The sequence below is a fragment of the Solwaraspora sp. WMMD1047 genome (assembly GCF_029626155.1).
Classification (GTDB): domain Bacteria; phylum Actinomycetota; class Actinomycetes; order Mycobacteriales; family Micromonosporaceae; genus WMMD1047.
Genome location: NZ_JARUBL010000001.1, coordinates 6,947,358 through 6,968,088 on the forward strand (window position 1 = coordinate 6,947,358; position 20,731 = coordinate 6,968,088).

The 20,731-nt window shown below is 72.9% G+C and carries 17 protein-coding genes; 8 read left to right on the plus strand and 9 right to left on the minus strand.

The window, feature by feature from the left end:
• Positions 1-55 precede the first annotated feature (55 nt).
• Positions 56-1,522 carry a serine hydrolase domain-containing protein gene (locus tag O7627_RS31855; protein WP_278097141.1) on the plus strand — a complete coding sequence of 489 codons (1,467 nt, stop codon included), beginning with the start codon at positions 56-58 and terminating at the stop codon, positions 1,520-1,522.
• Positions 1,523-1,897: 375 nt separating this feature from the next.
• Positions 1,898-2,698, plus strand: coding sequence for an HAD-IB family hydrolase (locus O7627_RS31860; RefSeq protein WP_278097142.1), 801 nt, complete (start codon positions 1,898-1,900; stop codon positions 2,696-2,698).
• A gap of 60 nt (positions 2,699-2,758) precedes the next feature.
• Here O7627_RS31860 and O7627_RS31865 read toward each other — a convergent pair whose 3' ends face one another.
• On the minus strand, positions 2,759-3,568 hold the full coding sequence (locus O7627_RS31865) for an oxidoreductase (protein WP_278097143.1): 810 nt from the start codon (positions 3,566-3,568) through the stop codon (positions 2,759-2,761).
• Between the two features lie 216 nt (positions 3,569-3,784).
• Between O7627_RS31865 and acs the strand changes: the two genes are divergently transcribed.
• Positions 3,785-5,749 (plus strand): acetate--CoA ligase, encoded by a 1,965-nt coding sequence (gene acs / locus O7627_RS31870; protein WP_278097144.1) that lies wholly within the window; start codon positions 3,785-3,787, stop codon positions 5,747-5,749.
• A gap of 245 nt (positions 5,750-5,994) precedes the next feature.
• Positions 5,995-8,400 (plus strand): immune inhibitor A domain-containing protein, encoded by a 2,406-nt coding sequence (locus tag O7627_RS31875; protein WP_278098513.1) that lies wholly within the window; start codon positions 5,995-5,997, stop codon positions 8,398-8,400.
• Between the two features lie 107 nt (positions 8,401-8,507).
• On the opposite strand, the gene O7627_RS31880 is transcribed toward O7627_RS31875, so the two are convergent.
• Together O7627_RS31880 and O7627_RS31885 are read right to left on the minus strand one after the other, a co-directional pair.
• Positions 8,508-9,074, minus strand: a complete 567-nt coding sequence (locus O7627_RS31880) for a Clp protease N-terminal domain-containing protein (RefSeq protein ID WP_278097145.1) — start codon at positions 9,072-9,074, stop codon at positions 8,508-8,510.
• An 11-nt stretch (positions 9,075-9,085) separates the two neighbouring features.
• On the minus strand, positions 9,086-9,304 hold the full coding sequence (locus tag O7627_RS31885; protein ID WP_278097146.1) for a hypothetical protein: 219 nt from the start codon (positions 9,302-9,304) through the stop codon (positions 9,086-9,088).
• Between the two features lie 109 nt (positions 9,305-9,413).
• Here O7627_RS31885 and O7627_RS31890 point away from each other — a divergent pair, with 109 nt between their 5' ends.
• Positions 9,414-9,914, plus strand: coding sequence for a hypothetical protein (locus O7627_RS31890; RefSeq protein ID WP_278097147.1), 501 nt, complete (start codon positions 9,414-9,416; stop codon positions 9,912-9,914).
• 21 nt (positions 9,915-9,935) lie between these two features.
• On the opposite strand, the gene O7627_RS31895 is transcribed toward O7627_RS31890, so the two are convergent.
• A complete protein-coding gene (locus O7627_RS31895; protein WP_278097148.1) occupies positions 9,936-11,135 on the minus strand; it encodes a C45 family peptidase in 1,200 nt (399 codons plus the stop codon).
• Between the two features lie 65 nt (positions 11,136-11,200).
• On the opposite strand from O7627_RS31895, the gene O7627_RS31900 reads away from it, so the two are divergent.
• Together O7627_RS31900 and O7627_RS31905 are read left to right on the plus strand one after the other, a co-directional pair.
• The gene (locus O7627_RS31900) at positions 11,201-12,142 is read left to right on the plus strand and encodes an alpha/beta hydrolase (RefSeq protein ID WP_278097149.1); all 942 of its coding nucleotides are present in this window, start codon (positions 11,201-11,203) and stop codon (positions 12,140-12,142) included.
• A 136-nt stretch (positions 12,143-12,278) separates the two neighbouring features.
• Positions 12,279-13,973 carry an ABC-F family ATP-binding cassette domain-containing protein gene (locus O7627_RS31905; RefSeq protein WP_278097150.1) on the plus strand — a complete coding sequence of 565 codons (1,695 nt, stop codon included), beginning with the start codon at positions 12,279-12,281 and terminating at the stop codon, positions 13,971-13,973.
• On the opposite strand, the gene O7627_RS31910 is transcribed toward O7627_RS31905, so the two are convergent.
• Positions 13,970-14,332, minus strand: coding sequence for a hypothetical protein (locus tag O7627_RS31910; protein ID WP_278097151.1), 363 nt, complete (start codon positions 14,330-14,332; stop codon positions 13,970-13,972). The two genes, O7627_RS31905 and O7627_RS31910, sit on opposite strands and share 4 nt — an antisense overlap.
• Positions 14,325-16,952: an SseB family protein gene (locus O7627_RS31915; protein WP_278097152.1), complete on the minus strand. Its 2,628-nt coding sequence runs from the start codon at positions 16,950-16,952 to the stop codon at positions 14,325-14,327. Before O7627_RS31915 ends, O7627_RS31910 begins: the two co-directional genes overlap by 8 nt.
• Positions 16,953-17,114: 162 nt before the next feature.
• Between O7627_RS31915 and mycP the strand changes: the two genes are divergently transcribed.
• A complete protein-coding gene (mycP, locus tag O7627_RS31920; protein WP_278097153.1) occupies positions 17,115-18,377 on the plus strand; it encodes a type VII secretion-associated serine protease mycosin in 1,263 nt (420 codons plus the stop codon).
• A gap of 59 nt (positions 18,378-18,436) precedes the next feature.
• Here mycP and O7627_RS31925 read toward each other — a convergent pair whose 3' ends face one another.
• The 3 genes from O7627_RS31925 to eccB form a co-directional block, all read right to left on the minus strand.
• Entirely contained in the window at positions 18,437-18,733 is a 297-nt protein-coding gene (locus O7627_RS31925; protein WP_278097154.1) for a WXG100 family type VII secretion target, read from the minus strand.
• A 21-nt stretch (positions 18,734-18,754) separates the two neighbouring features.
• A complete protein-coding gene (locus tag O7627_RS31930; RefSeq protein WP_347404693.1) occupies positions 18,755-19,075 on the minus strand; it encodes a WXG100 family type VII secretion target in 321 nt (106 codons plus the stop codon).
• Positions 19,076-19,282: 207 nt separating this feature from the next.
• Positions 19,283-20,683, minus strand: coding sequence for a type VII secretion protein EccB (gene eccB, locus O7627_RS31935; RefSeq protein WP_278097156.1), 1,401 nt, complete (start codon positions 20,681-20,683; stop codon positions 19,283-19,285).
• Positions 20,684-20,731: the final 48 nt, after the last annotated feature.

Genomic DNA, 20,731 nt, shown 5'->3' on the forward strand with positions numbered 1-20,731 from the left:
GGCACCGCCACTCGCCGGCACCGCCGTTCGCTGGAATTCGCTGGAAGGAGCAATCATGCGCCAGAAAGCACTCGTCATCGTCGCCGTCGCCGCCATCGTCGGCCTGGTCGCCCTGTGGGGCGCGCCCGGCCCGCCCGTCCTCTCCGACCGGCGGACCGGCGATCCCGACCTGGCCGCCGCCGCCCGTGCCGCGGTGGGAGATCCGGCGGGTCATCGCGGGCTGGCCGTCGCCGTCGTCGAGGACGGCCGGGTACGGACCGCCGGCCTCGGTGACCGGGGCGCCGGGTCACCGGTCGCAGCGGACACTCCGTTCGAGATGGGCTCGCTCGGCAAGGTGCTCACCGGCATGCTGCTGGCCGAGTTGGCCGCCGACGGCACCGTCGACCCGGACGACACCCTCCGCGACACCTGGCCCGAGGTGTCCGGCCCGGTCGGCGGGGTGACCCTCGCCGAGCTGGCCAGCCACCGGGCCGGGCTGCCCAAGCTGCCGATCACCTCGATCGGGCACGGGCTGCGCCTCTACTGGGCGAACCTGTCCGCCGGCAACCCGTATGCGGGCCAGGACGCGGCGTGGATCGCCGAGACCACCGGTGGGCGGACCCCCGGCGACCGCCGGGGCGAGGTGCACTACTCGAACTACGGGATGGCCCTGCTCGGCCAGGCGCTGGCCGCCAGGACCGGCCAGCCGTACCCGGAGCTGCTCGCCCAGCGAATCCTACGTCCACTGGGGATGGAACGGACCACCTTCGCCGCCGACGCCGACCAACTGCCGGCCGGGCACGCCGACGGCAGCACCGCCAGCGGCCGGCCCGCCGCGCCCTGGACCGGCACCGGCTGGGCCCCGGCCGGCATCGGCGGCTGGACCACCGCCGAGGACCTCGGCAAACTGCTGGCCGCGATGCTCGCCGGCACCGCCCCGGGCGCCGACGCCGCCACCCCCCGCTTCACCGAGGACGACCGGTCAAAGATCGGGTACGGCTGGTTCACCACCAGCTACGGCGACCAGGAGATCGTCTGGCACAACGGCGGCACCGGCGGCTTCCGCACATACATCGGGTTCGATCGATCCGCCGGGCGGGCCGTCGCGCTGCTCGGCAACACCACGACCGACGTCGACCCGATCGGGCTGCGGATGCTCGGCGCCCAAGCCGAGTCCGGCGACGCGGGCGAGGCCAACCCACTGGCCCCGCTCGGCCTCCTGCTGGCGCTCGGCTTCACGCTCTACGCGCCCGCAATGAGCTGGTTCAGCGGTCTGCGCGGCCGGGACCGGTTGGGCCTGGTCTCCAACACCCTCTGGGCTGCGCTGGCGCTACTGCTCGCGTACCGGTTGGGTGACTGGCAGACGGTGCCCGGTTGGCTGTGGGCGATCGGCGCCGGGTTGACCGCAGCGGGCGCGGTACCGACCGTCCTGCGCTGGCACGACCTGCCGACGCTCACCGGCCGCGCGCCGCGTCTGCGGTGGATCAGCGAGGGATTCGCGATTACGTTCGGTCTGGCGATCGCCATCGCCGCCCTGACCTGAGGCCGACGGCGCCGTGACCTGCGGGGAAGCGCTTCTACGGACAAGCGACGACCCCCGTCGGGGGGAGACGGGGGTCGTCTGGGGTTCGGCTCCGGGGGGGTCGAGCCGAACCCACTCAGCGGTTACGGGGGGTGCAACCGCCGAGGGCCTGTCGGGGGGCCAAGATGTGAAACCGTGTCGTGAACCAAGCATGCCTGAGTTACCCCGTATACGTCGAGTGGTGTTGGCTCCACTCCGCGCGAAATCCCGCGGATTGGGGTGTGACCGCGGTCACCCGGCGAGCTGAGCAGCGGATCAGACCCTTCTACCTGGTGAGACGCGGGCAGCGCCCCGGGCGGGCGCCGGGGTCGGTTCGGCCGGCTAGACTTGCCCGCCGTGGGCCGAAGTGCCGCTTTCTTTGATCTGGACAAGACCGTCATCGCCAAGTCGAGTGCCTTGGCGTTCGGTCGGCCGTTCTACCGGGATGGTCTGATCACGCGTCGTGATGTGGTCAAGTCCGCCTACGCGCAGCTGATGTTCCGGCTGGGCGGCACCGACGAGCAGACAATGGCCCGCACCCGGGACTACCTGGCCGCGCTCTGCAAGGGCTGGCCGGTGGAGCAGGTCCGCCAGATCGTCGCGGAGACCCTGCACGAGCTGATAAACCCCTACGTGTACGCCGAAGCGGCCGCGCTGATCGAGGAGCACCAGGCCGCCGGGCGGGACGTGGTGCTCGTCTCCGCCTCCGGCGAGGAGATGGTCCGCCCGATCGGCGAACTGCTCGGCATCACCGACATCATCGCCACCCGGATGGCCGTCGAGGACGGCCGGTACAGCGGCGAGATCGAGTTCTACGCCGCCGGTCAGAGCAAGGTCGACGGGGTCACCGAGCTGGCCGCCGAGCGCGGTTACGACCTGGCCGAGTCGTACGCGTACTCCGATTCGGTGAGCGACCGGCCGCTGCTGGAGTGCGTCGGTCATCCCACCGCGGTCAACCCGGACCGGGCGCTGCGCAAGCTGGCCACCGAGAACGCCTGGCCGGTGTTGGAGTTCCGGCACCCGATCCCGGTCGGCCGCCGGCTGCGGGAACGCCCGGCGGTGCCGGTTGCCGCGGCGGCGATCGGCGTCGGGGTGGGCGTCGCGATCGGGATCGCCTGGTACGGCCGGCACCGCCGCACCCGCACCGCCACCGCCTGACCACGGCCACCCGACGTGACGGCGGCCACCTGGACGCAGCCGTCCCACGGCGGCGCCGGATCAGCTCGCGGTGGCGAGTGTCTCGTCGCCGATCGCGGCGAGCTGGTCGGCCCCGACCTCGACCGCCGCCAGGTAGTGCCGCAGCCAGGAGCGCAGCCCGTCCGGCGTGCCGGTGGCGAAGGCGCCGGCCGCGCCGACGTATTCGGGCTCCCGGTCCCGGTGGCCGACGTCGACGGCCACCAACCCACGCGGGTCGAAGCCGGAGGCGAGCAGGGTGAGGCGGGCGGCGGCCCGGGCGACCACCCCGGACGGGCCGGCGAACGGCCGCAGCGCCAGCAGCTCCCCGTGTACCACCGCGGCCAACACGAGCGGTGACACCTTTGTCCCGCCGGCGACCAGTTCGAGCAGTCCGGCCAGCCGCGCCGCCTCGGCCGCGTCGGCAGACCGGCCGGTAGCGCCGGCACCGCTGGCCACGCTGGCACCGGCGACACCTCGATCGGCCAGCGGACGGCCGAGCAGCGGCTCGGGGACGACATCCCGGGCGGCGAGCACGTGCAGCCGGGCGAGGACCTGGCCGGGCGCGCGGGTCCAGGTGTCGGCCAGCCCGGGCAGCGCACCGGCGACCCGCAGCGCCCCCTGCAGAACTGGGTCGGTCACGACACCACTACGCACGGTTTCGAGCTGGTGTGCGTACCCCTCCAGGGCGGCGCTGGCCACCGCGGACCGGAGGCTGACCTCGGCCGCGACCCGGCCGCCGTGCCGGCGCAACGCGCGATGCCGCAGCGACGTGTCGACCCGCTCGCGGGCCCGGTCGACGGCGGGTGCCACGTCGGCGAGGGCGAGCAGCGGGGCGAGCGGATCGGCGGTCACCCCGTCACGCTAGCGTCCGCCGGAGACCGACCGGCGGGATCGGACCGGCGGGACCGGCCGGCGCGTGTCAGTGCCCTTTCGGCGCGTGCCCGCGCGCCGGCGCCGATCACCGCTCGCACCTGCCATAACACCCCCACTAACCTGCTACGGAAGAGATGCGACTCACACGCGAGGTATGAGGAGCCCCACCATGAGCGAATACCGCGAGGCGGCGTCATGAGCGAGACGCTGGCCAACCTGCTGAACGAGACCCGCCAGTTCCCGCCGCCGGACGATCTTGCCGCGAACGCGAACGTCACCGCCGCCGCGTACGACGAGGCCGCGGCCGACCGGCTCGCCTTCTGGGAGACGCAGGCCCGCCGGCTGGACTGGGCCAAGGAGTGGGACCAGACGCTGGACTGGAGCAACCCGCCGTTCGCCAAGTGGTTCGTCGGCGGGCAGCTCAACGTCGCGCAGAACTGCCTGGACCGGCACGTCGCCGCCGGGCTGGGCGACCGGGTGGCGATCCACTGGGAGGGCGAGCCGGGCGACACCCGCACCATCACCTACGCCGAGCTGCTGAAGCTGACCTCCCAGGCGGCGAACGCGCTGACCGACCTCGGCGTCACCGCCGGCGACCGGGTGGCGATCTACCTGCCGATGATCCCGGAGGCGGCCGTCGCGATGCTGGCCTGCGCCCGGATCGGCGCGACGCACAGCGTGGTCTTCGGCGGGTTCTCGGTCGACGCGCTGTCGAACCGGATCCAGGACGCCGCCGCCAAGGTGGTGATCACCGCGGACGGTGGCTACCGCCGGGGCAAGCCGTCGGCGCTCAAGCCGACCGTGGACGACGCGGTCGCGCTCAGCCCGACCATCGAGCACGTCCTGGTGGTGCGGCGCACCGGTCAGGAGGTCGCCTGGACCGACAAGGACCGGTGGTGGCACGAGACGGTCGAGCAGGCGTCGCCGGAGCACACCCCGCAACCGTTCGACGCCGAGCACCCGCTGTTCATCCTCTACACCAGCGGCACCACGGCGAAGCCGAAGGGCATCCTGCACACCACCGGCGGCTACCTCACCCAGACGGCGTACACCCACCACGCGGTGTTCGACCTGAAGCCGGAGACGGACGTCTACTGGTGCACCGCCGACATCGGCTGGGTCACCGGGCACTCCTACATCGTGTACGGGCCGCTGGCCAACGGCGCCACCCAGGTCATGTACGAGGGCACCCCGGACACCCCGCACAAGGGGCGGTTCTGGGAGATCGTCCAGAAGTACAAGGTCAGCATCATCTACACCGCGCCCACCCTGATCCGCACCATGATGAAGTGGGGCGACGACATCCCCAAGCAGTACGACCTGTCGTCGCTGCGGCTGCTCGGCAGCGTCGGGGAGCCGATCAACCCCGAGGCGTGGATGTGGTACCGGCTCAACATCGGCCGCAACGAGTGCCCGGTGGTCGACACCTGGTGGCAGACCGAGACCGGCGCCATCATGATCTCGCCGCTGCCGGGGGTGACCGCGGCGAAGCCGGGCAGTGCGATGACCCCGCTGCCGGGGATCAACGCCGACGTGGTCGACGACCAGGGCGAGTCGGTGCCCGACGGCGGCGGTGGCTACCTGGTGCTGCGCGAGCCGTGGCCGTCGATGCTGCGCACCATCTGGGGCGATGACGAGCGCTTCATCGACACCTACTGGTCCCGGTTCCAGAGCATGTACTTCGCCGGGGACGGGGCGAAGAAGGACACCGACGGACACCTCTGGCTGCTCGGCCGGGTCGACGACGTGATGCTGGTGTCGGGGCACAACATCTCCACCACCGAGGTGGAGTCGGCGCTGGTCTCGCACCCGTCGGTGGCCGAGGCCGCGGTGGTCGGCGCCACCGACCCGACCACCGGCCAGGCGATCGTCGCCTTCACCATCCCCCGGGGGAACGTGGAGACCGCCGGGGACGCGGGCGAGGCGCTCATCGCCGAGCTGCGCAACCACGTCGCCAAGACGCTCGGGCCGATCGCCAAGCCGCGCCAGATCATGCTGGTGCCGGAGCTGCCGAAGACCAGGTCCGGGAAGATCATGCGGCGGCTGTTGCGGGATGTCGCGGAGAACCGTTCGCTCGGGGATGTCACCACCCTGCAGGACTCGTCCGTGATGGACCTTATTTCGTCCGGTATGCAGTCGGGCAAGTCCGACGAGGACTGAGTCCTCGCAGGTCACAGCGGCGGGCGGCCCCCTCACGGAGGGTGCCGCCCGCCGCTTCTCTTGTGACACGGCGAGTAGCCATCGACAATTTCTTGCAACAAATCGACGCAGGCTACTTCACAGCGTCGCCTGCCGGTGCTTAGGTTCGTTGAGGTCCGCGCTTGAGGATCGATACGCCCGACCCCACAACCCCCGTCGGGTCGGTGTTTCCTGCCATCCGGAGGTACCACGTGCGCAGAGTCGCAGTGGGGCTGCTCGGGTTGTCGCTGACGGCGGCCACCGGCATCGCACTGAGCCCATCGGCTCAGGCGTCCCCCCTGACGAAAACGCCGGTCGCCGCTCCGTCGGTGTCCGAGCCAGCCCACATCATCGACGAACTGCCTAACCCGCTGGAAGAAAAGCGCCGCGAGCTGCGCGAACAAGGTTTGACCGATGTGCTCACCGGCCGCGCCAAGGCCGAGAAGCGCGGCAGCAGCACGGTCGTCAAGGTCGGCGAGACGGTCGGCGCCGGGCCGGCGGCCCGGATCGCCGGCGGCAAGAAGAGCAAGGACCAGTACGTCGAGCTCGGCCGGGAGACCACCGACCGGATCTTCGTCATCCTGGCCGAGTACGGCAACGAGCGGCACCCGGACTACCCGGACAAGGACCTGAACCCGGACGTTCCCGGTCCGACCCGGTTCGACGGTCCGCTGCACAACGAGATCCCCGAGCCGGACCGGTCGGTGGACAACTCCACGGTCTGGCAGCCGGACTACGACGCGGACCACTTCCGCGACCTCTACTTCGGCACCGGCAAGGGCACCGAGTCGGTCAAGCAGTACTTCGAGAAGCAGTCCTCCGGCCGGTACAGCGTCGAGGGCACCGTCACCGACTGGGTGAAGGTCCAGTACAACGGCGCCCGCTACGGCCGCAACCGGGACGTCTACGGCACCGACCCGGTGGTCTGCGCCTCGCAGGTCTGCAACAACGTCTGGCAGCTCGTCCGCGACGCCGCCAACCAGTGGGTCGTCGACCAGCGGGCCGCCGGCCGCACCGACGCCGAGATCGCCGAGGAGATGCGCTCCTTCGACAAGTGGGACCGCTACGACCACGACGGCGACGGCAACTTCAACGAGGCCGACGGCTACATCGACCACTTCCAGATCGTGCACGCCGGCGGTGACGCCGCCGACGGTGACCCGGTGATGGGTGAGGACGCCATCTGGAGCCACCGCTGGTACGCCTTCGGCACCAGCGCCGGCCAGACCGGCCCGGACTTCAACCGGCTCGGCGGCACCCAGATCGGCAACACCGGGATGTGGATCGGCGACTACACGATCCAGCCGGAGAACGGCGGCCGCAGCGTCTTCTACCACGAGTACGCGCACGACCTGGGCCTGCCGGACGACTACAACGTGCTCAACGGCGGGGACAACAACAACGAGCACTGGACCCTGATGGCCCAGAGCCGGCTCGGCGCCCGCAACGACGGCGGCATCGGTGAGCGCGGCGGCGACCTCGGCGCCTGGAACAAGCTGCAGCTCGGCTGGCTCGACTACGAGGTGGTGGTGGCCGGCCAGAAACGGACGCTGACCCTCGGTCCACAGGAATACAACAGCGCGAAACCGCAGGCGGTGGTCGTGGTGCTGCCGCAACGGGAGTACTCGTTCGACCTCGGCGCACCGGCCGAGGGCGAGAAACAGTACTTCTCCGGCAACGCCGACGACCTCAACACCTCGATGACCCGCACCCTGGACCTGACCGGCGCGACCAGCGCGTCGCTGTCGATGCAGGGCCGGTACGACATCGAGGAGGGGTACGACTACCTCTACTTCGAGGCGTCGCTGGACGGCGGCACCACCTGGACGGCGCTGCCGGCCACGGTGAACGGTGAGCCGATCGGCGACGACGGCAGCGGCCGGCCGGCGCTCGACGGCTCGACCGGCGGCGAGTGGGCCGACATCGAGATCCCGATGGACGCCGCGGCCGGCAAGGAGGTGCCGTTCCGGTTCCGCTACGTGACCGACGGCGGGGTCTCCGAGGGCGGCTTCTTCGGTGACGCGATCACCGTCACCGCCGACGGCGAGACGGTGCTCAGCGACGGCGCCGAGGACGACGGTGCCGGTTGGGACCTGGCCGGCTTCACGGTGGTGGAGGAGTCCTACACCGACCTGTTCGACAACTTCTACATCGCCGGACACCGCTCGTACGTCTCGTACGACAGGTACCTGAAGACCGGGCCGTACTTCTTCGGGTACACCAACACCAAGCCGGACTGGGTGGACCACTACGCGTACCAGGAGGGTCTGCTCATCTCGTACTGGAACACCCGGTGGGCGGACAACGACACGTTCGAACACCCGGGCGAGGGTCGCAACATGATCATCGATGCGCGCCCGCGTCCGATCTACAACCTGACCGGGGCGCCCTGGCGGGCCCGGGTGCAGGTCTACGACGCGCCGTTCAGCCTCCGTAAGGCCGACTCGTTCACCCTGCACCTGAACAGTCAGCCGCAGTACATCCGGGGCCAGGCGGCCGCGCCGCTCTTCGACGACACCAAGAAGTACTGGTACGAGGAGCTGCCGAACCACGGTGTGAAGCTCCCCGCGACCGGTACGAAGATCCGGGTGGTGGAGGAGAACGGCACCTCGATCAAGATCCGGATCTCCTGATCCGGTCCGGTGCGGGCGATCGGCCCGGCCACCGGTGACAGTGGGCGGCGCCCGGGGAGCATTCCCCGGGCGCCGTCGTCCGTCGTGCGGTCGGACCGGATGGCCGGTCAGGCCGCCCGGGGCAGGTCGGCGCGGAGCCGGTCGCGTGCGCCGTCGTGGTCGACGCCGTGCCCGGTCAGCACCTCGGCCGCCGGGCCTGACAACCCGACCCGCAACAGGGCCAGCAGGATGTGGCCGGAACCGATCGCGCGGTGCCGCATGGCGATCGCCTCCCGCAGGCTCAACTCCAGCACCTTCTTCGCCGGCGGGCTGAACGGGCTGCCGAGCCGACCGCGCCGCCGCGGCCGGGTCGGCGACGGTTCGTGCAGCGCGTCCGGCCCGAACGCCTCCTCGATCCGGCGGAACACCTCGTCGGCGTCGATGCCGACGGTCCGCAGCGCGGTGATCTCGTCCTCGGTCAGCCCGGCCCGTCCGGTGGCCGGGGTCAGGGCGGCGGTGAGGGTGGCTTCGGTCACGCCGTACCCGGCGAGGAGCCGGGCGCCGTCGCCGTCCGCGTCGGCCACCACCGCGAGCAGCAGGTGTTCGGGTGTGACCTTGTCGGCGCCGGCGCCGGTGGCGACGGTGATGCTGTCGGTCACGACCCGGCGGGCGTCCTTGGTGAATCGCTCGAACATCGTTGCGCTCCCTAGTCTCGGGTCCGGTGGGCGTGCTTCTGGTGGACGGCCTGCCGGGTGACGCCCAGCGCGTCGGCGATCGCCTGCCAGGCCCAGCCGTTGGCCCGCGCGTTTCGCACCTGCAGCGCCTCCAGGTGGTCGACCAGCTTGCGGAGGGCGGCGACGGCCCGCAGACCGGTGGCGGGATCGGCGGCTCCGGCCGCGTTGGCGAGGCGCTGACTGTCGTCCATGCTGTCAATATAGATTGACAGCATGGACGCCGTCAATAAAAGTTGACACGAGAAGCTCGACACAGCGGCCGGCACGGAACCCGGACCGGCCGGACCGCGTCCAATCGACATGATCACCCCGCCGATCGCACCGACCCCGCCGTCGCGCAGAGCCATCACCGGGATCCTGCTCGGGGTGCTGCTGATCGCCGGCTGCGCCGACACGACGCCCGATGCCGGCCCGCCCGGCGCTTCCGGCCCGCCCGGCACCGAACCGTCCGGCGGTCCCACCGGCCCGCCGCCGACCACGGATGCCGCCGCCCCACCAACCGGCAAGCCGGCCACCCCGCCACGGACCACGCCGCCCACCGCGCGCCCGCCCAGCGGCCCGCCGAAGGAGCCGACGGACAACCAGCCCACCGACCGGATCGCCGGCCGGATCGTCCGGGGTGGCTCCGGTCCCTGCTACGGGCTGGTGACCGACGACGGCACCAGCTACGCCCTGCACGGCGCGGAGGTGGGGCCGCTGCAGGTCGGCAGCTACGTCCGGGTCACCGTCGCCCCACTGCTACTCAAGATCGACTGTGGCGAGGGCATCCGCCGCAGCATCGTCCGGGTCGAACCGGTCTGACCATCGGTGGCCGACCCGCCGTCAGGCGTTCGGCGACGCCGCCGCCACCTGGTCGCGACCCTCGGCCCGACCGGCGACGAGGTCGAGGTCCAGCCAGGTGTACCGGTGCCCGCAGGGCGGCCCGGCGGCCAGCCCGAACCGGCGGTCGTCCAGATCGAGCAGCACCGAGTAGACGGTCTCCGAACGCTCCGCTGGAGCATCGGCCGGGTCGACGTGCCGGCAGATGGCCTGCGGATAGCTGGCGTGGTCATGGAAGACCGCCGCCAGGTCGCGCTCGGTCAGCCGGCCGGTGGCCGCGGCCGGCCGCAGCAACCGCCGGGCCCGCGCCGACCGGAACAGCGACGAGCCGGAGAGCTGCTTCATCACGTCGTGCACCGGCAGCGCCGTCTCCAGGTGGTTGGCGTGGGTGATCATCCCGTCCACCGGATGCAGCCAGCCGGCGTCACCCGGCACCAGCTCCAGGTCGATCAGCTCGCCACCGGCCTCGGCCGCCTGACCGAGCAGCAGGTTGATGGAGCTGTTGCGCCCACCGGCGCAGACCCGCTTCAGCGCCGCCGACAGGTGCGGCGCCTCCAACGCCGCCCGCAGCAGGACGTGGTACGGCACCCCGGCGCCCCGCTCCCCGGCCAGCACCGGCAGCGCGTCGCGGTCACAGCCGAGCATGTTCACGCAGACCCCGAGGCCGGCCGAGTTGAGCCCGGCCTTGGCCAGCATCCCCGCCTCGGTCAGGGTCAGCACCGAGTGGCCCCGTTCGTCGCGGGTGGCGAGCAGCACCATCGCCTCCCGCTGGTCGGGATGCCAGTCCCAGTTCTGGCCGAGCAGCAGGTGGCCGTTCGCGGTGTGGGTCCCGAGCACCCCCACCGACGTGCACCCGCCGGCCGCCCCGTCGGGCCGGGCACCGTAGATCAGCTCGGTCCGGGCGTTCAGCGCGTACAGGTCGGCGGCCGGCACGTCCGCGCCCTCGGCCACCCCGTCCAGCATCTGGGCGACCCGCGGGTGGTGGGTCGCCGTCGCGGCCCGGAACGCCAGCCCGTACCGGCGTACGGTCGCCGGGTCGAGCCCCGCGGCGTCGCGGAATCTGCGCAGGTAGAGCTCCAGATTGGCGATGATCACCTCGCGCGCCGTCGCGCCGTAGCCGAAGCCGCATTCGGCCGGTGTGCCGGCCACCCGGATCAGCGGCACCGGCAGACCGGACCGGTTGGCGTTCGGTAGCGACGTCATACCCCGAACGGTATCGGCTGCCCACCAGGACAGGCGATCAGGTATTTGCACCTAGGCTGGGCGACATGAGCGAGCGACGAGGCGCGGGCCGGGGGCCCGTTGACGAGTCCTGCGTACTTACCGACGGGCCCTGGAACCACCGCTTCGTCGGCGCCAACGGCAGCAGATTCCACGTTGTCGAGGCCGGCAGCGGACCGCTGGTGCTCTTCCTGCACGGCTTCCCCGAGTTCTGGTGGGCCTGGCACGACATGCTGCCGGCGGTCGCGGACGCCGGCTACCGGGCGGTCGCGGTCGATCTGCGCGGCTACGGTGCGAGCGACAAACCCCCCCGGGGGTACGACGGCTACACCCTCGCCGCCGACGTCGCCGGCCTGATCCGGGCGCTCGGCGAACGGTCGGCGGTGCTGGTCGGCTCCGGATCCGGCGGGCTGATCGCCTGGACCACCGCCGCGTTCCACCCGAAGCTGGTGCGGCGCCTGGTGGTGCTGGCCGCGCCGCACCCGCTGCGGCTGCGGGCCGGCATCTTCGCCGACCCACGCGGCCAGTTCGCCGCCGCCACCCCGACCCTCAAGTTCCAGATCCCCCGGTACGAGCACCTGCTGACCCGCGACGACGCGGCGCTGGTCGGCTACTTCCTGCGCCGGTGGGGCGGGCCGAACTGGGTGGCGAGCGCCGGATTCGACGAGTACGCGGCCCGCTGCCGGGAGGCGATGCAGATCCCGCAGGCGGCGTTCTGCGCCCTGGAGGGCTACCGCTGGGCGTTCCGGTCGGTGTTGCGGCTGCACGGGTACCGGTTCGTCCGGCTGATGCAGGAACCGCTGGTGACGCCGACGCTGCAGCTGCACGGCGGGCGGGATCAGGCGTCCCTGCCCCGGACCGCCCAGGGCTCCAGCCGCTACGTCACCGCCCCGTACGAGTGGCGCCTGCTGGACGACACCGGCCACTTTCCGCACGTCGAGGTCCCCGACCTGGTGCTCGGCGAGGTGTTGCGCTGGGCCAAGTCCTGACCCGGCGGTAAATCCGTCGCCGCCGCCGCACCGGTCGAGGTACGTTGCGGGGGATGTGAGCCGCTGACACCCACCCGCACCCGCGCCCGAGGCACCGCCCGGCGGGTGAAACGACCTCTTCCGTCGGTGGTGTCGCATGTCCAGTTCCGCCCTGCTCGCCCATGACCTCGTTCGCACCCTCGGTACCCGGCGGGTGCTCGACGGCGTCTCCCTGGTCGCCGCGCCCGGCCAACGGATCGGGCTGATCGGCGAGAACGGCGCCGGGAAGTCGACCCTGCTGCGCCTGCTCGCCGGCACGGACGAACCGGACGCCGGCCAGGTGGTCCGGCCGACGGAGCTGGGCTTCCTGCACCAGGAGATGCCGTTCGACGCGGACGCCACCATCGCCGCCGTGCTCGACGACGCCCTCCGGGAGGCCCGCCATGACCTCGCCGAGCTGGACCGGCTGACCGCGGCGCTGGCCGGCACCGGCGAGAACCAGCCCGGCTATGCGGACCTGCTCGCCGAGTACGGCGAGCGGCTGGACCGGGCGCAGCGGCACGACTCCTGGGACGCCGACCGGCGCGCCGCGATCGTGCTGGCCGGCCTCGGTCTGGGTGGGCTGCCAGCCGACCGGCCACTGGGTTCGATGTCCGGCGGGCAGCGCGGACGGCTCGCCCTGACCGCGCTGCTGGTCCGCCGCCCCACCGCGTTGCTGCTGGACGAACCGACGAACCACCTCGACGACGACGCGGCGGCGTTCCTGGCCGAACAGCTCCGCGCCCTGCCCGGCACCGTGGTGGCGGCCAGCCACGACCGGGCGTTCCTCGACGCCGTCTGCACCGACCTGATCGACCTCGACCCGGGCTTGGCCGGCCCCACCCGGTACGGCGGCAACTACACCTCCTACCAGGAGCAGAAACGCGCGGAGCGGGAACGTTGGCAGCGCCAGTTCGAGGAGGAACAGCAGAAGATCGTCGAACTGCGCCACGCCGCCGCCACCACGGCCCGCCACGTCGCACCCGGCCGGCCCCGCCGGGACAACGAGAAAATGGGGTACGACCGCACCGGCGGCCGGGTGGAGAGTCAGGTCTCCCGCCGGGTCCGCAACGCCACCCGCCGGCTGGCCGAGCTCGAACGCGACCAGGTCCGCAAGCCCCCGGAGCCGCTGCGGCTGCGGACCGACGCCCTCACCTCCGGTTCGTCCGACGGCATGCTGGTCGCGCTGCGGGACGTCCGGGTGCCCGGGCGACTCGCCATCGACCGGCTCGACGTGTCGGCCACCGACCGGCTGCTGGTCACCGGCGCGAACGGTGCCGGCAAGTCGACCCTGCTGGCGGTGCTGGCCGGGCGGTCGGCGGCCGGGCGGTCGGCGGTCGAGCGGTCGGCGGTCGGCGGGCAGCTCTGGCGGCGGCGCGGGCTGACGGTCGGGCTGCTCGCCCAGGACAGCGTCTTCGACCGTCCGGACCGGACGGTCCGGGAGACCTACGAGCTGGCGCTCGGCCCCGACCGGGCCGAGGCGGTTCCGCTGCGCTCGCTCGGCCTGATCGCCGGACGGGACCTCGACAGCCGGGTCGGGGAGCTGTCGGTCGGGCAGCGGCGGCGGCTCGCCCTGGCGCTGCTGATCGCCGATCCGCCGGAGCTGCTGCTACTGGACGAACCGACGAACCACCTCTCGCCCGGTCTGGCCGATGAACTCGAGGAGGCGTTGGGCAGCAGGGGTCCCGGCGCGGTCGTGGTCGCCAGTCACGACCGCTGGCTGCGGTCCCGGTGGGCGGGCCGCCAGCTCGCGCTGCCACCACCGGGGCTCGCGCTGCCAGCATCGGGGCAGGAGCCCGGGTCCGGCGGCTAGATGCGCTGCTCGCGCAGGTCGGTCACCTCGGCGGCCGGTGCCCAGCCCTGGTAGACGCCGAAGTCGAACGCCTCCAGGCCGAGCGTCTCGGCCACCGGCGCCTTCCCGCCGGTGTACTCGACCCGCAGCCAGGTGTCGTGCTCGGCCAGCACGATGAACGGCTCACCCCGCCAGGCGCAGATGGTCCGGACGTAGGCCAGGTCCTCGACCTCGGCCGCCGGCACCACCCGGACGAACCGGTCGGGTCGTACCTCCTGGAACCCCTCGCCCGGCTCCGGCTGGTAGATCCGCACGTCGTCGCCGTCCGGGCTGGCCTCGTACTCCCGGCCGCGCCAGTTGGCGAGGTAGCCGTCACGCATCCGGCTCACCGGCCCGCCGCCAGGTCGGGCCGTCGCTGTCCAGCACGGCGATCACCTGTTCGGTCCCGTCGGCGCCGATCCGGCACAGTTTCGCCCCGTGCGGCAGCCGGACACTGTCCACCTTGAACTCGGCGATCACGTCGCTCCCCTCACCGGGGGCGAACCCGTTGCCGCGGAACGGCGGGCGCTCGATCACCCAACCTTCCATGGCGCGCATGGCGGCCTCGTTCTGGCCGCCGTACGGGATCCGGTAGAGGCTCGGGCGGTAGGCGGGCCACCGGACCACGAAGACCTCGGCCGCGTCCCGCGAGAACGGCGAGCCGGGGTAGTCCAGCCCGAGCGCGGCCTCCAGCTGGGCGGGGGTGTTCAGGTGCGCGATCTCGGTGGCCCGGTGCACGAAGCCGGAGACCCGGTCGTAGCCGCGTTCCAGGTAGTAACCGAGCTGACTGGGCGCGATGGTCTTCTGCATCATCGTCGGCCGGCCCGGATCCTCGGTGGCCGGCGCGTAGGTCGACTTCGCCGCCGGCTCACCGGCGGCCTGCTGCGCCGGCTCGGCGACCTCCGGGTCGTCGCCGAGACCCACCTCGACGGCCCAGTTGGCCAACCCGACGATCTGGGCGCCGGGGAGCTTTGCCCCGACCGGCGTACCCGGGTTCACGGCGAACGACCATTCGGTCCGGGGCCACCGGCGAATCAACTGGACGAACTTGACCGCCACCGTCTCGACCTGGGCCGGTAGGTGATCGGCGAGCCGCTCGGGGGAGGTGAAGACCACGACGTGGGTGGCGCCGTCGATGGGCTCGGTACGCCAGACGAAGCCCTCCTCGCCGGGCCGGGTGCCCGGGATCGACTCCGGCGCGATCGGCAACAGCACCTTGGCCAGCAGCAGGGTCGACAGGAACGTCTCCGTGCTGCCGTCGCCGGCGGCCTCCAGCAGGCTGCGCTCCACCTCGTTGGCCGGTTCGAAGCCGGCCAACGCCGCAACACCCGGGGCCGCCGCCGACTCCGCCGGCGGCTGGCCGGTTACTCCGGTCTCCTCGGCCGCCGCGTACGCCTGGGCCGGCTCGGCATGCGCCTGAGGCGGCTCGGCATAGCTCTGGGGCGGCTCGGCATAGCTCTGGGGCGGCTCGGCATAGCTCTGGGCGGGATTGGCATAGGCCTGAGTCGCCTCGGCAAAGCCCTGGGCGGGTCCGGCGTCGGTCTGGGTTGGCTCGGCGTACGCCTGAGGCGCCTCGGCGTATCCCTGGGGCGGTTCGGCGTATCCCTGGGGTGTCTCGGCGTGTGGCCGGGCGAGGGGCTGGTAGCGGTCGACGGGGTCGAAGCTGGCCGGGGACCCCGGCCCGCCCTGCTCCAGGGTCGGGCCTGCCGGGGTCGAGCTGTGCGGCGCTGGGCTGTGCGGCGCTGGGCTGGCCGGCGTTGGGCTGGCCGGCGCTGGGCTTGGGCGGGGTGGGGCCGGGATGACCGGCACCGCCTCCATCGGTTCGGCCGGTGAAGCGTACGGGTCGGCGGGCCGGTCCAGCGGGTCGGCCGGCGGCGCGACCGGTTCGGTCGGCGTGCCGATGGCCGCCGCGTACCAGGCCGAGAGGGAGGAGTGCTGCGGGCCGTCCGGGGCGGACCGTCCCGGGCTGGCGATCTGATCCGACTCGGACACCACCTCGCCCGAGATCACCTCGCCGGTGACCACGTCACCCGGCGCACCGGGGAACGCCTGCACGGGAATGGTCCGGTTCGGTGGGGGCCGGTCCCGACCCGGTGGGCCGCCGTTCTGGGCCGGCGGGCGCACCCCGGGTCCGGCGGACCGCTCGGCCCCGGGCCACTTCGTCCCCGACCGGTCGGCAGCGGACCGGTCCCCCGCCAACCGGTCGGCCAGCGGGCGGTCCGCCAGCGGGCGGTCGGCCGGCGAGCGGTCGGCCGGCGAGCGGTCGTTCGGGGGGCGATCGTTCTGGGGACGGTCGCCGGTGCGGGCCGGATCGGCCGCGGTGGTCACCCAGCCGGCCGTGACGTGTTCGGCCGTCGGGCTGATCAGGGCGTCACTCACACCGGTGGGCGCGGTCGCCGGATGGACCGAGCCAACCGGCGGCGGCCCGTTCTCCGCCGGTACCGGCGAACTGAGTCGGGCGGCCGCGGCCGGTTCCGGCTGCCCGCCCTGCCCGGGAACGACGGCCGTACCCCGGCTGCGGGCGGCCAGCTCGGCCTGGTCCTGCCGAGGCCGGCCGGCGGAGGTCCGGCCCGGCAGGCGCACGTCACCGCGGGCAAGCTGGGCCACGAACCAGGCGGGCAGGTAGCCCTCGATCGGCAGCCCAGGATTCACCGCGAGCCACCACTCGTGGTTGGGCCAGCTGCCGGCGAGATCGGTGTACGAGGTCCGCCGGGCGGATCCCGCGTTCTCGGCCAGGCACGCCTTCAGGGCCGCGCCGGAGGTGAACGCGAGTACGTGGGTACGACCACCGGTGGTCCAGGTGCCCCAGCCCATCGGGACCTGGCCCGTGAGCGCTTGGGCGGAAACCGGTAGCAGCAGCTCGGTGCGGGCGAGGATCCGGAAGTAGAGTTCCTGGTCGTTCGCGCGTAGAGCGTCCCGCATGTCGGCTTCGGCCCCGGTGGCCGGCTCCCATTCGGTCACGGCCACCTCCCTTCCACCGAACAGGCCACAGGCATCGCGTACAACCTACAAGGTCCTTTCAAGATCACAATGGCTGGACGACGGCGGGTCCGCTGACGAGCACCGCCCGCGACGACGCACCGATAACATCCGATGCCGTAACCGGAACGATTGGAGGCGCGGATGCCCGGCGGCAGCACACCGCTCGCCCTGGTGATCGCCGTCACACTGACGGTGCCACCAGTCGCTCCGGCGGCGGCGACAGATCCGGCCGCTGACCCCGTCTCGACGGGGGCTCTCGCCGGGCCGGTGCTGGCCCAGCGGGCCACCGTCGACGGCTGCACGGACCGGTCGACCCCGGCGGAACCGGTGGCCGAGCTGCCCTGGTCCCAACGACGGTACGCGCCGGAGCGGTTGACGGCACTGGCCACCGGTGCCGGGGTGACCGTCGCCGTGCTCGACTCGGGGGTCGACGACCGCCACCTCCAACTCCGGGATCGAGTGCTCCCCGGCCGGGACTACCTCGACCCGGAGCTCGACGGGACCGTCGACTGCCCGGGCCACGGCACCGCCGTGGCGAGCCTGATCGCCGCCACCCCCCGCGACGGCATCGGCCTGCGGGGTCTCGCCCCGGGCAGTCGCATCCTGCCGGTCCGGGTCAGCGAACAGTTGGTCATCGACGGTGCGGCGACCGGCCGGACCGTCACCGCCACCCGGTTCGCGGCGGCGATCCGCTACGCGGTGACCCGGGGCGCCGCGGTGTTGAACCTCTCGGTGGTGCTCTACCGGGACGACCCGGCCGTCCGGGCCGCCATCGCCGACGCCGTCGCCGCGGACGTGGTGGTCGTCGCGGCCGTCGGCAACCGGCACGACGAGGCGGACCCACGGCCCTTCCCCGCCGCGTACGACGGGGTGCTGGGGGTCGGCGCCGTCGGCCCGGACGGCCAGCGCGCACCGTTCTCGCAGGTGGGTCCGTACGTCGACGTGGTCGCGCCGGGCCAGGCGGTGCTGGCCGCCGTGCCCGGCCGCGGGCACCGGGAACACGACGGCACCAGCTACGCCGTGCCGTTCGCGTCGGCCACCGCGGCCCTGATCCGGCAGTACCGGCCGGAACTGTCGGCGCGGCAGGTGATCGAGCGGATCGTCACGACCGCCGACCCGGCGCCGGGCGACGGCGACGACGGGTACGGCGGCGGCGTGCTGAACCCGTACCGCGCGGTCACCGAGACCGCGCCGCTGGCCGCCGGGCCGCCGCCGGCGCCGGTGGTTCGGCGCGGCGGCACCGATCCGGCCGCGGTGGGCGGCGGCGACCGGCGGACGGAAGCGCGGGAACGGGCGCTGGCGCTGGCCGGCGTAGCGGGCGCTGGCGCGGCCCTGGCGGTTCTGCTCGCGGTGGTGCTGCCGCGAGGAGTCCGCCGCCGGTGGCGCCCGGCCGAGCCGGCCTGAGCGCCCGTTCCCGCGGTCCAGGGCTTCCCCACCCACCCGGACGGCGGGGAAGCACCCGGTCAGGGGGAGAAGAGGTTCGTGGCCCTCTTCTCGGTGTGCTGGTAGTCGACCACGGAGTCGTCGACCGCCCGTTTGATCTCGGCCAGCATCACCTTCATGTCGTCGGCCGCCTGGCGCCAGCGCTGCTGCCGCTCGTCGTATGCGGCCCGCGCGGCGCCGTCCCAGCTCGCCACCAGCCCAGCGGCGTCCCCCTCAAGCTGGGCGAGCTGCGATTCGAGGGTGTTCAGCGCCACCTGGATACTCGAACTGGCCGCCATCAACCTGCCGAACTGGACGACCAGCACGCCGTCGGTCATGACTCTCCCTCTCCGGAACCGTCAGAGGGGCAGCCGGAGGCTGCCCTGGTTGACCGCGGACACCCGGCCGGCCACCTCGGCGTCCGAGGCGTCGTACTGCTGGCCGGCGGTGCGGATCGCCGCGGCGGTCTCCCGCAGCGCCCGCCCGATCGCCGCCTGGTCCCGCTGCCAGGCCAGCTTGACCTGTGTGAAGGACCGGCCGCCGGCGCCCTGCCAGGCGGTCTGCAACTCCTCCAACTCGGCCATCAGCCGACTGAGCATGCTCTGCAGCGACTCGTCCACCTGCTCGAACCGCTGCGCGGTCTGCCGCATGACCGCGGCTTCTGCCTTTGTCTGGGACACGCCCGACGTCACCCCGTCCCTCTCCCGGTGATGCCCTGACCCGTGCGCCCACTGTGGACGCAACGGTCGCGCTCGCTCCGCCCGATCAGGTGTGATCGCACACCGTCACCGGAAAACTCCGCTCACGACCGTAGCGGTAGTCGGGTACGCACGGTAGCCCCCAGGGACAATCTGGGGATAACTCGACGAGGTCCGAGATCGACCGGCTCAGCCGGGAACCGCCGGCGCCAGCGCGGCCTCGGGATCGAGTGCCCGCCCCGCCGGGACCAGCGCGACCAGCCCGGCCGGCAGTCGGGCCGGGGTGACCCCGCCGTAGCCGAGCCGGCGGAGCACCTCGGCGCTGGTCACCGGATGGCGCCGGCCCAGGTCGGTGACGATGGAGATCGCGCCGCCGGACGCGCCGGGCGCCGGCACCGCCTCCACCACCGCGCCGCGGCCCGGTTGCACCCACACGTGATCGGCCGCGCCGCCCGGACCCGGCACCGCCCCGGTCAGGTCCGGTACGTCCGCACCGGTGCGCAGTTCGAACCCGGCACCGTCGTCGCGCACCCGCCCGCAGACGGCGCCCGACCCGGCCGGCACCAGGTCCGGCGTGCTGGCCGGCAGCGCCGTCGGACCGGGCGGCACCAGGTCACCGACCTTGCGCAGCCCCGCGAAGCGGTTCTGCGAGAGCGGGGTCGGTGCGTCCTGCCCGAGGTCGGTGAGGATCAGATCGGCCTGCAACTCGGTGATGGTGGCCAGACCGTCCCGGGTGGCGACGGCATACTGGCGCCCCCCGCCCTGGCTCTCCACCATGAACACCTCGCCGACCCCGGCGCCGTCGACAGTGGATCGCTCACCCCGGCCCGGGACCGCAACCCGGCCGAGGTCGGCCCCGACCGGCAGGGCGTTGAGCAGGGCCGGCGCCGTCTCGGTAGGCCGGTGGCTGGTCCAGGTCAGCGCCGCCAGCACCAGCCTCGGGTTCCGGACCGGATGCCGCCGGCCGTCCCAGATCAGGTGCAGGCTGCCGTCCGGGTGCCGGGCCAGCACCCCGGCCCCGGCCAATGCCGTCCCCCCGGGATCGGCGGCGCCGACCAGCAGCGCGGATCGCGGCCCCGGGCCGCCCGGGGCCGGCAGCCCCGCCGACCGGGCGGCGTCGGCCGCCGACATCGAGCAGACCGTCCAGCCGTCGGCCACCAGCCGCTGCGGTACCGGCAGCGAGTCGGGCGCGTCGGCGATGCCCAACGGGATGCCCCGCGGCACCCCCGCCAGGGCGGCCCGGGACACCAGCACCGTCCGCGGCTCCGCCGAATCGGCGATCAGCAGGGCCGAGGCGAAGTTCCGGACCGGGTGCAGCTTCCCGTCCCGGTAGACGTACCGCGCGCCGGACTCCTTCTCCACCAGCACCGCGCCGGAGTCCCGCCAGCCCGCATCGCCGCCGCCGACGACCAGCCCGTAGACGGCGACCGCGCCGAGCGCGATCGCCGCGACCAGCACGCCGGCCAGGGTGGCGCCGGCCGCCCGGCCCAACGGCGGCTGCGCCGGGTCGGTCTGCCGCATCACCAGCGCGGAGACCACGCGCTGAACCAGGAACTGGTACGAGTGCAGCTGGTCCTGTCGCGACGCCATCCGCCCCCCTGAGATCCGGTCCGGCCAATACGATAGGCCCACCGACCG

Excerpts from the sequence above, each read along its gene's own strand:
- O7627_RS31890 (WP_278097147.1), top strand. The coding sequence starts at position 9,414 with ATGATCACCCCGCCGATCGCACCGACCCCGCCGTCGCGCAGAGCCATC.
- O7627_RS31895 (WP_278097148.1), bottom strand. The coding sequence starts at position 11,135 with ATGACGTCGCTACCGAACGCCAACCGGTCCGGTCTGCCGGTGCCGCTG.
- acs (WP_278097144.1), top strand. The coding sequence starts at position 3,785 with ATGAGCGAGACGCTGGCCAACCTGCTGAACGAGACCCGCCAGTTCCCG.
- mycP (WP_278097153.1), top strand. The coding sequence starts at position 17,115 with ATGCCCGGCGGCAGCACACCGCTCGCCCTGGTGATCGCCGTCACACTG.
- O7627_RS31855 (WP_278097141.1), top strand. The coding sequence starts at position 56 with ATGCGCCAGAAAGCACTCGTCATCGTCGCCGTCGCCGCCATCGTCGGC.
- O7627_RS31910 (WP_278097151.1), bottom strand. The coding sequence starts at position 14,332 with ATGCGTGACGGCTACCTCGCCAACTGGCGCGGCCGGGAGTACGAGGCC.
- O7627_RS31925 (WP_278097154.1), bottom strand. The coding sequence starts at position 18,733 with ATGACCGACGGCGTGCTGGTCGTCCAGTTCGGCAGGTTGATGGCGGCC.
- O7627_RS31880 (WP_278097145.1), bottom strand. The coding sequence starts at position 9,074 with ATGTTCGAGCGATTCACCAAGGACGCCCGCCGGGTCGTGACCGACAGC.
- O7627_RS31900 (WP_278097149.1), top strand. The coding sequence starts at position 11,201 with ATGAGCGAGCGACGAGGCGCGGGCCGGGGGCCCGTTGACGAGTCCTGC.
- O7627_RS31905 (WP_278097150.1), top strand. The coding sequence starts at position 12,279 with ATGTCCAGTTCCGCCCTGCTCGCCCATGACCTCGTTCGCACCCTCGGT.
- eccB (WP_278097156.1), bottom strand. The coding sequence starts at position 20,683 with ATGGCGTCGCGACAGGACCAGCTGCACTCGTACCAGTTCCTGGTTCAG.
- O7627_RS31885 (WP_278097146.1), bottom strand. The coding sequence starts at position 9,304 with ATGGACGACAGTCAGCGCCTCGCCAACGCGGCCGGAGCCGCCGATCCC.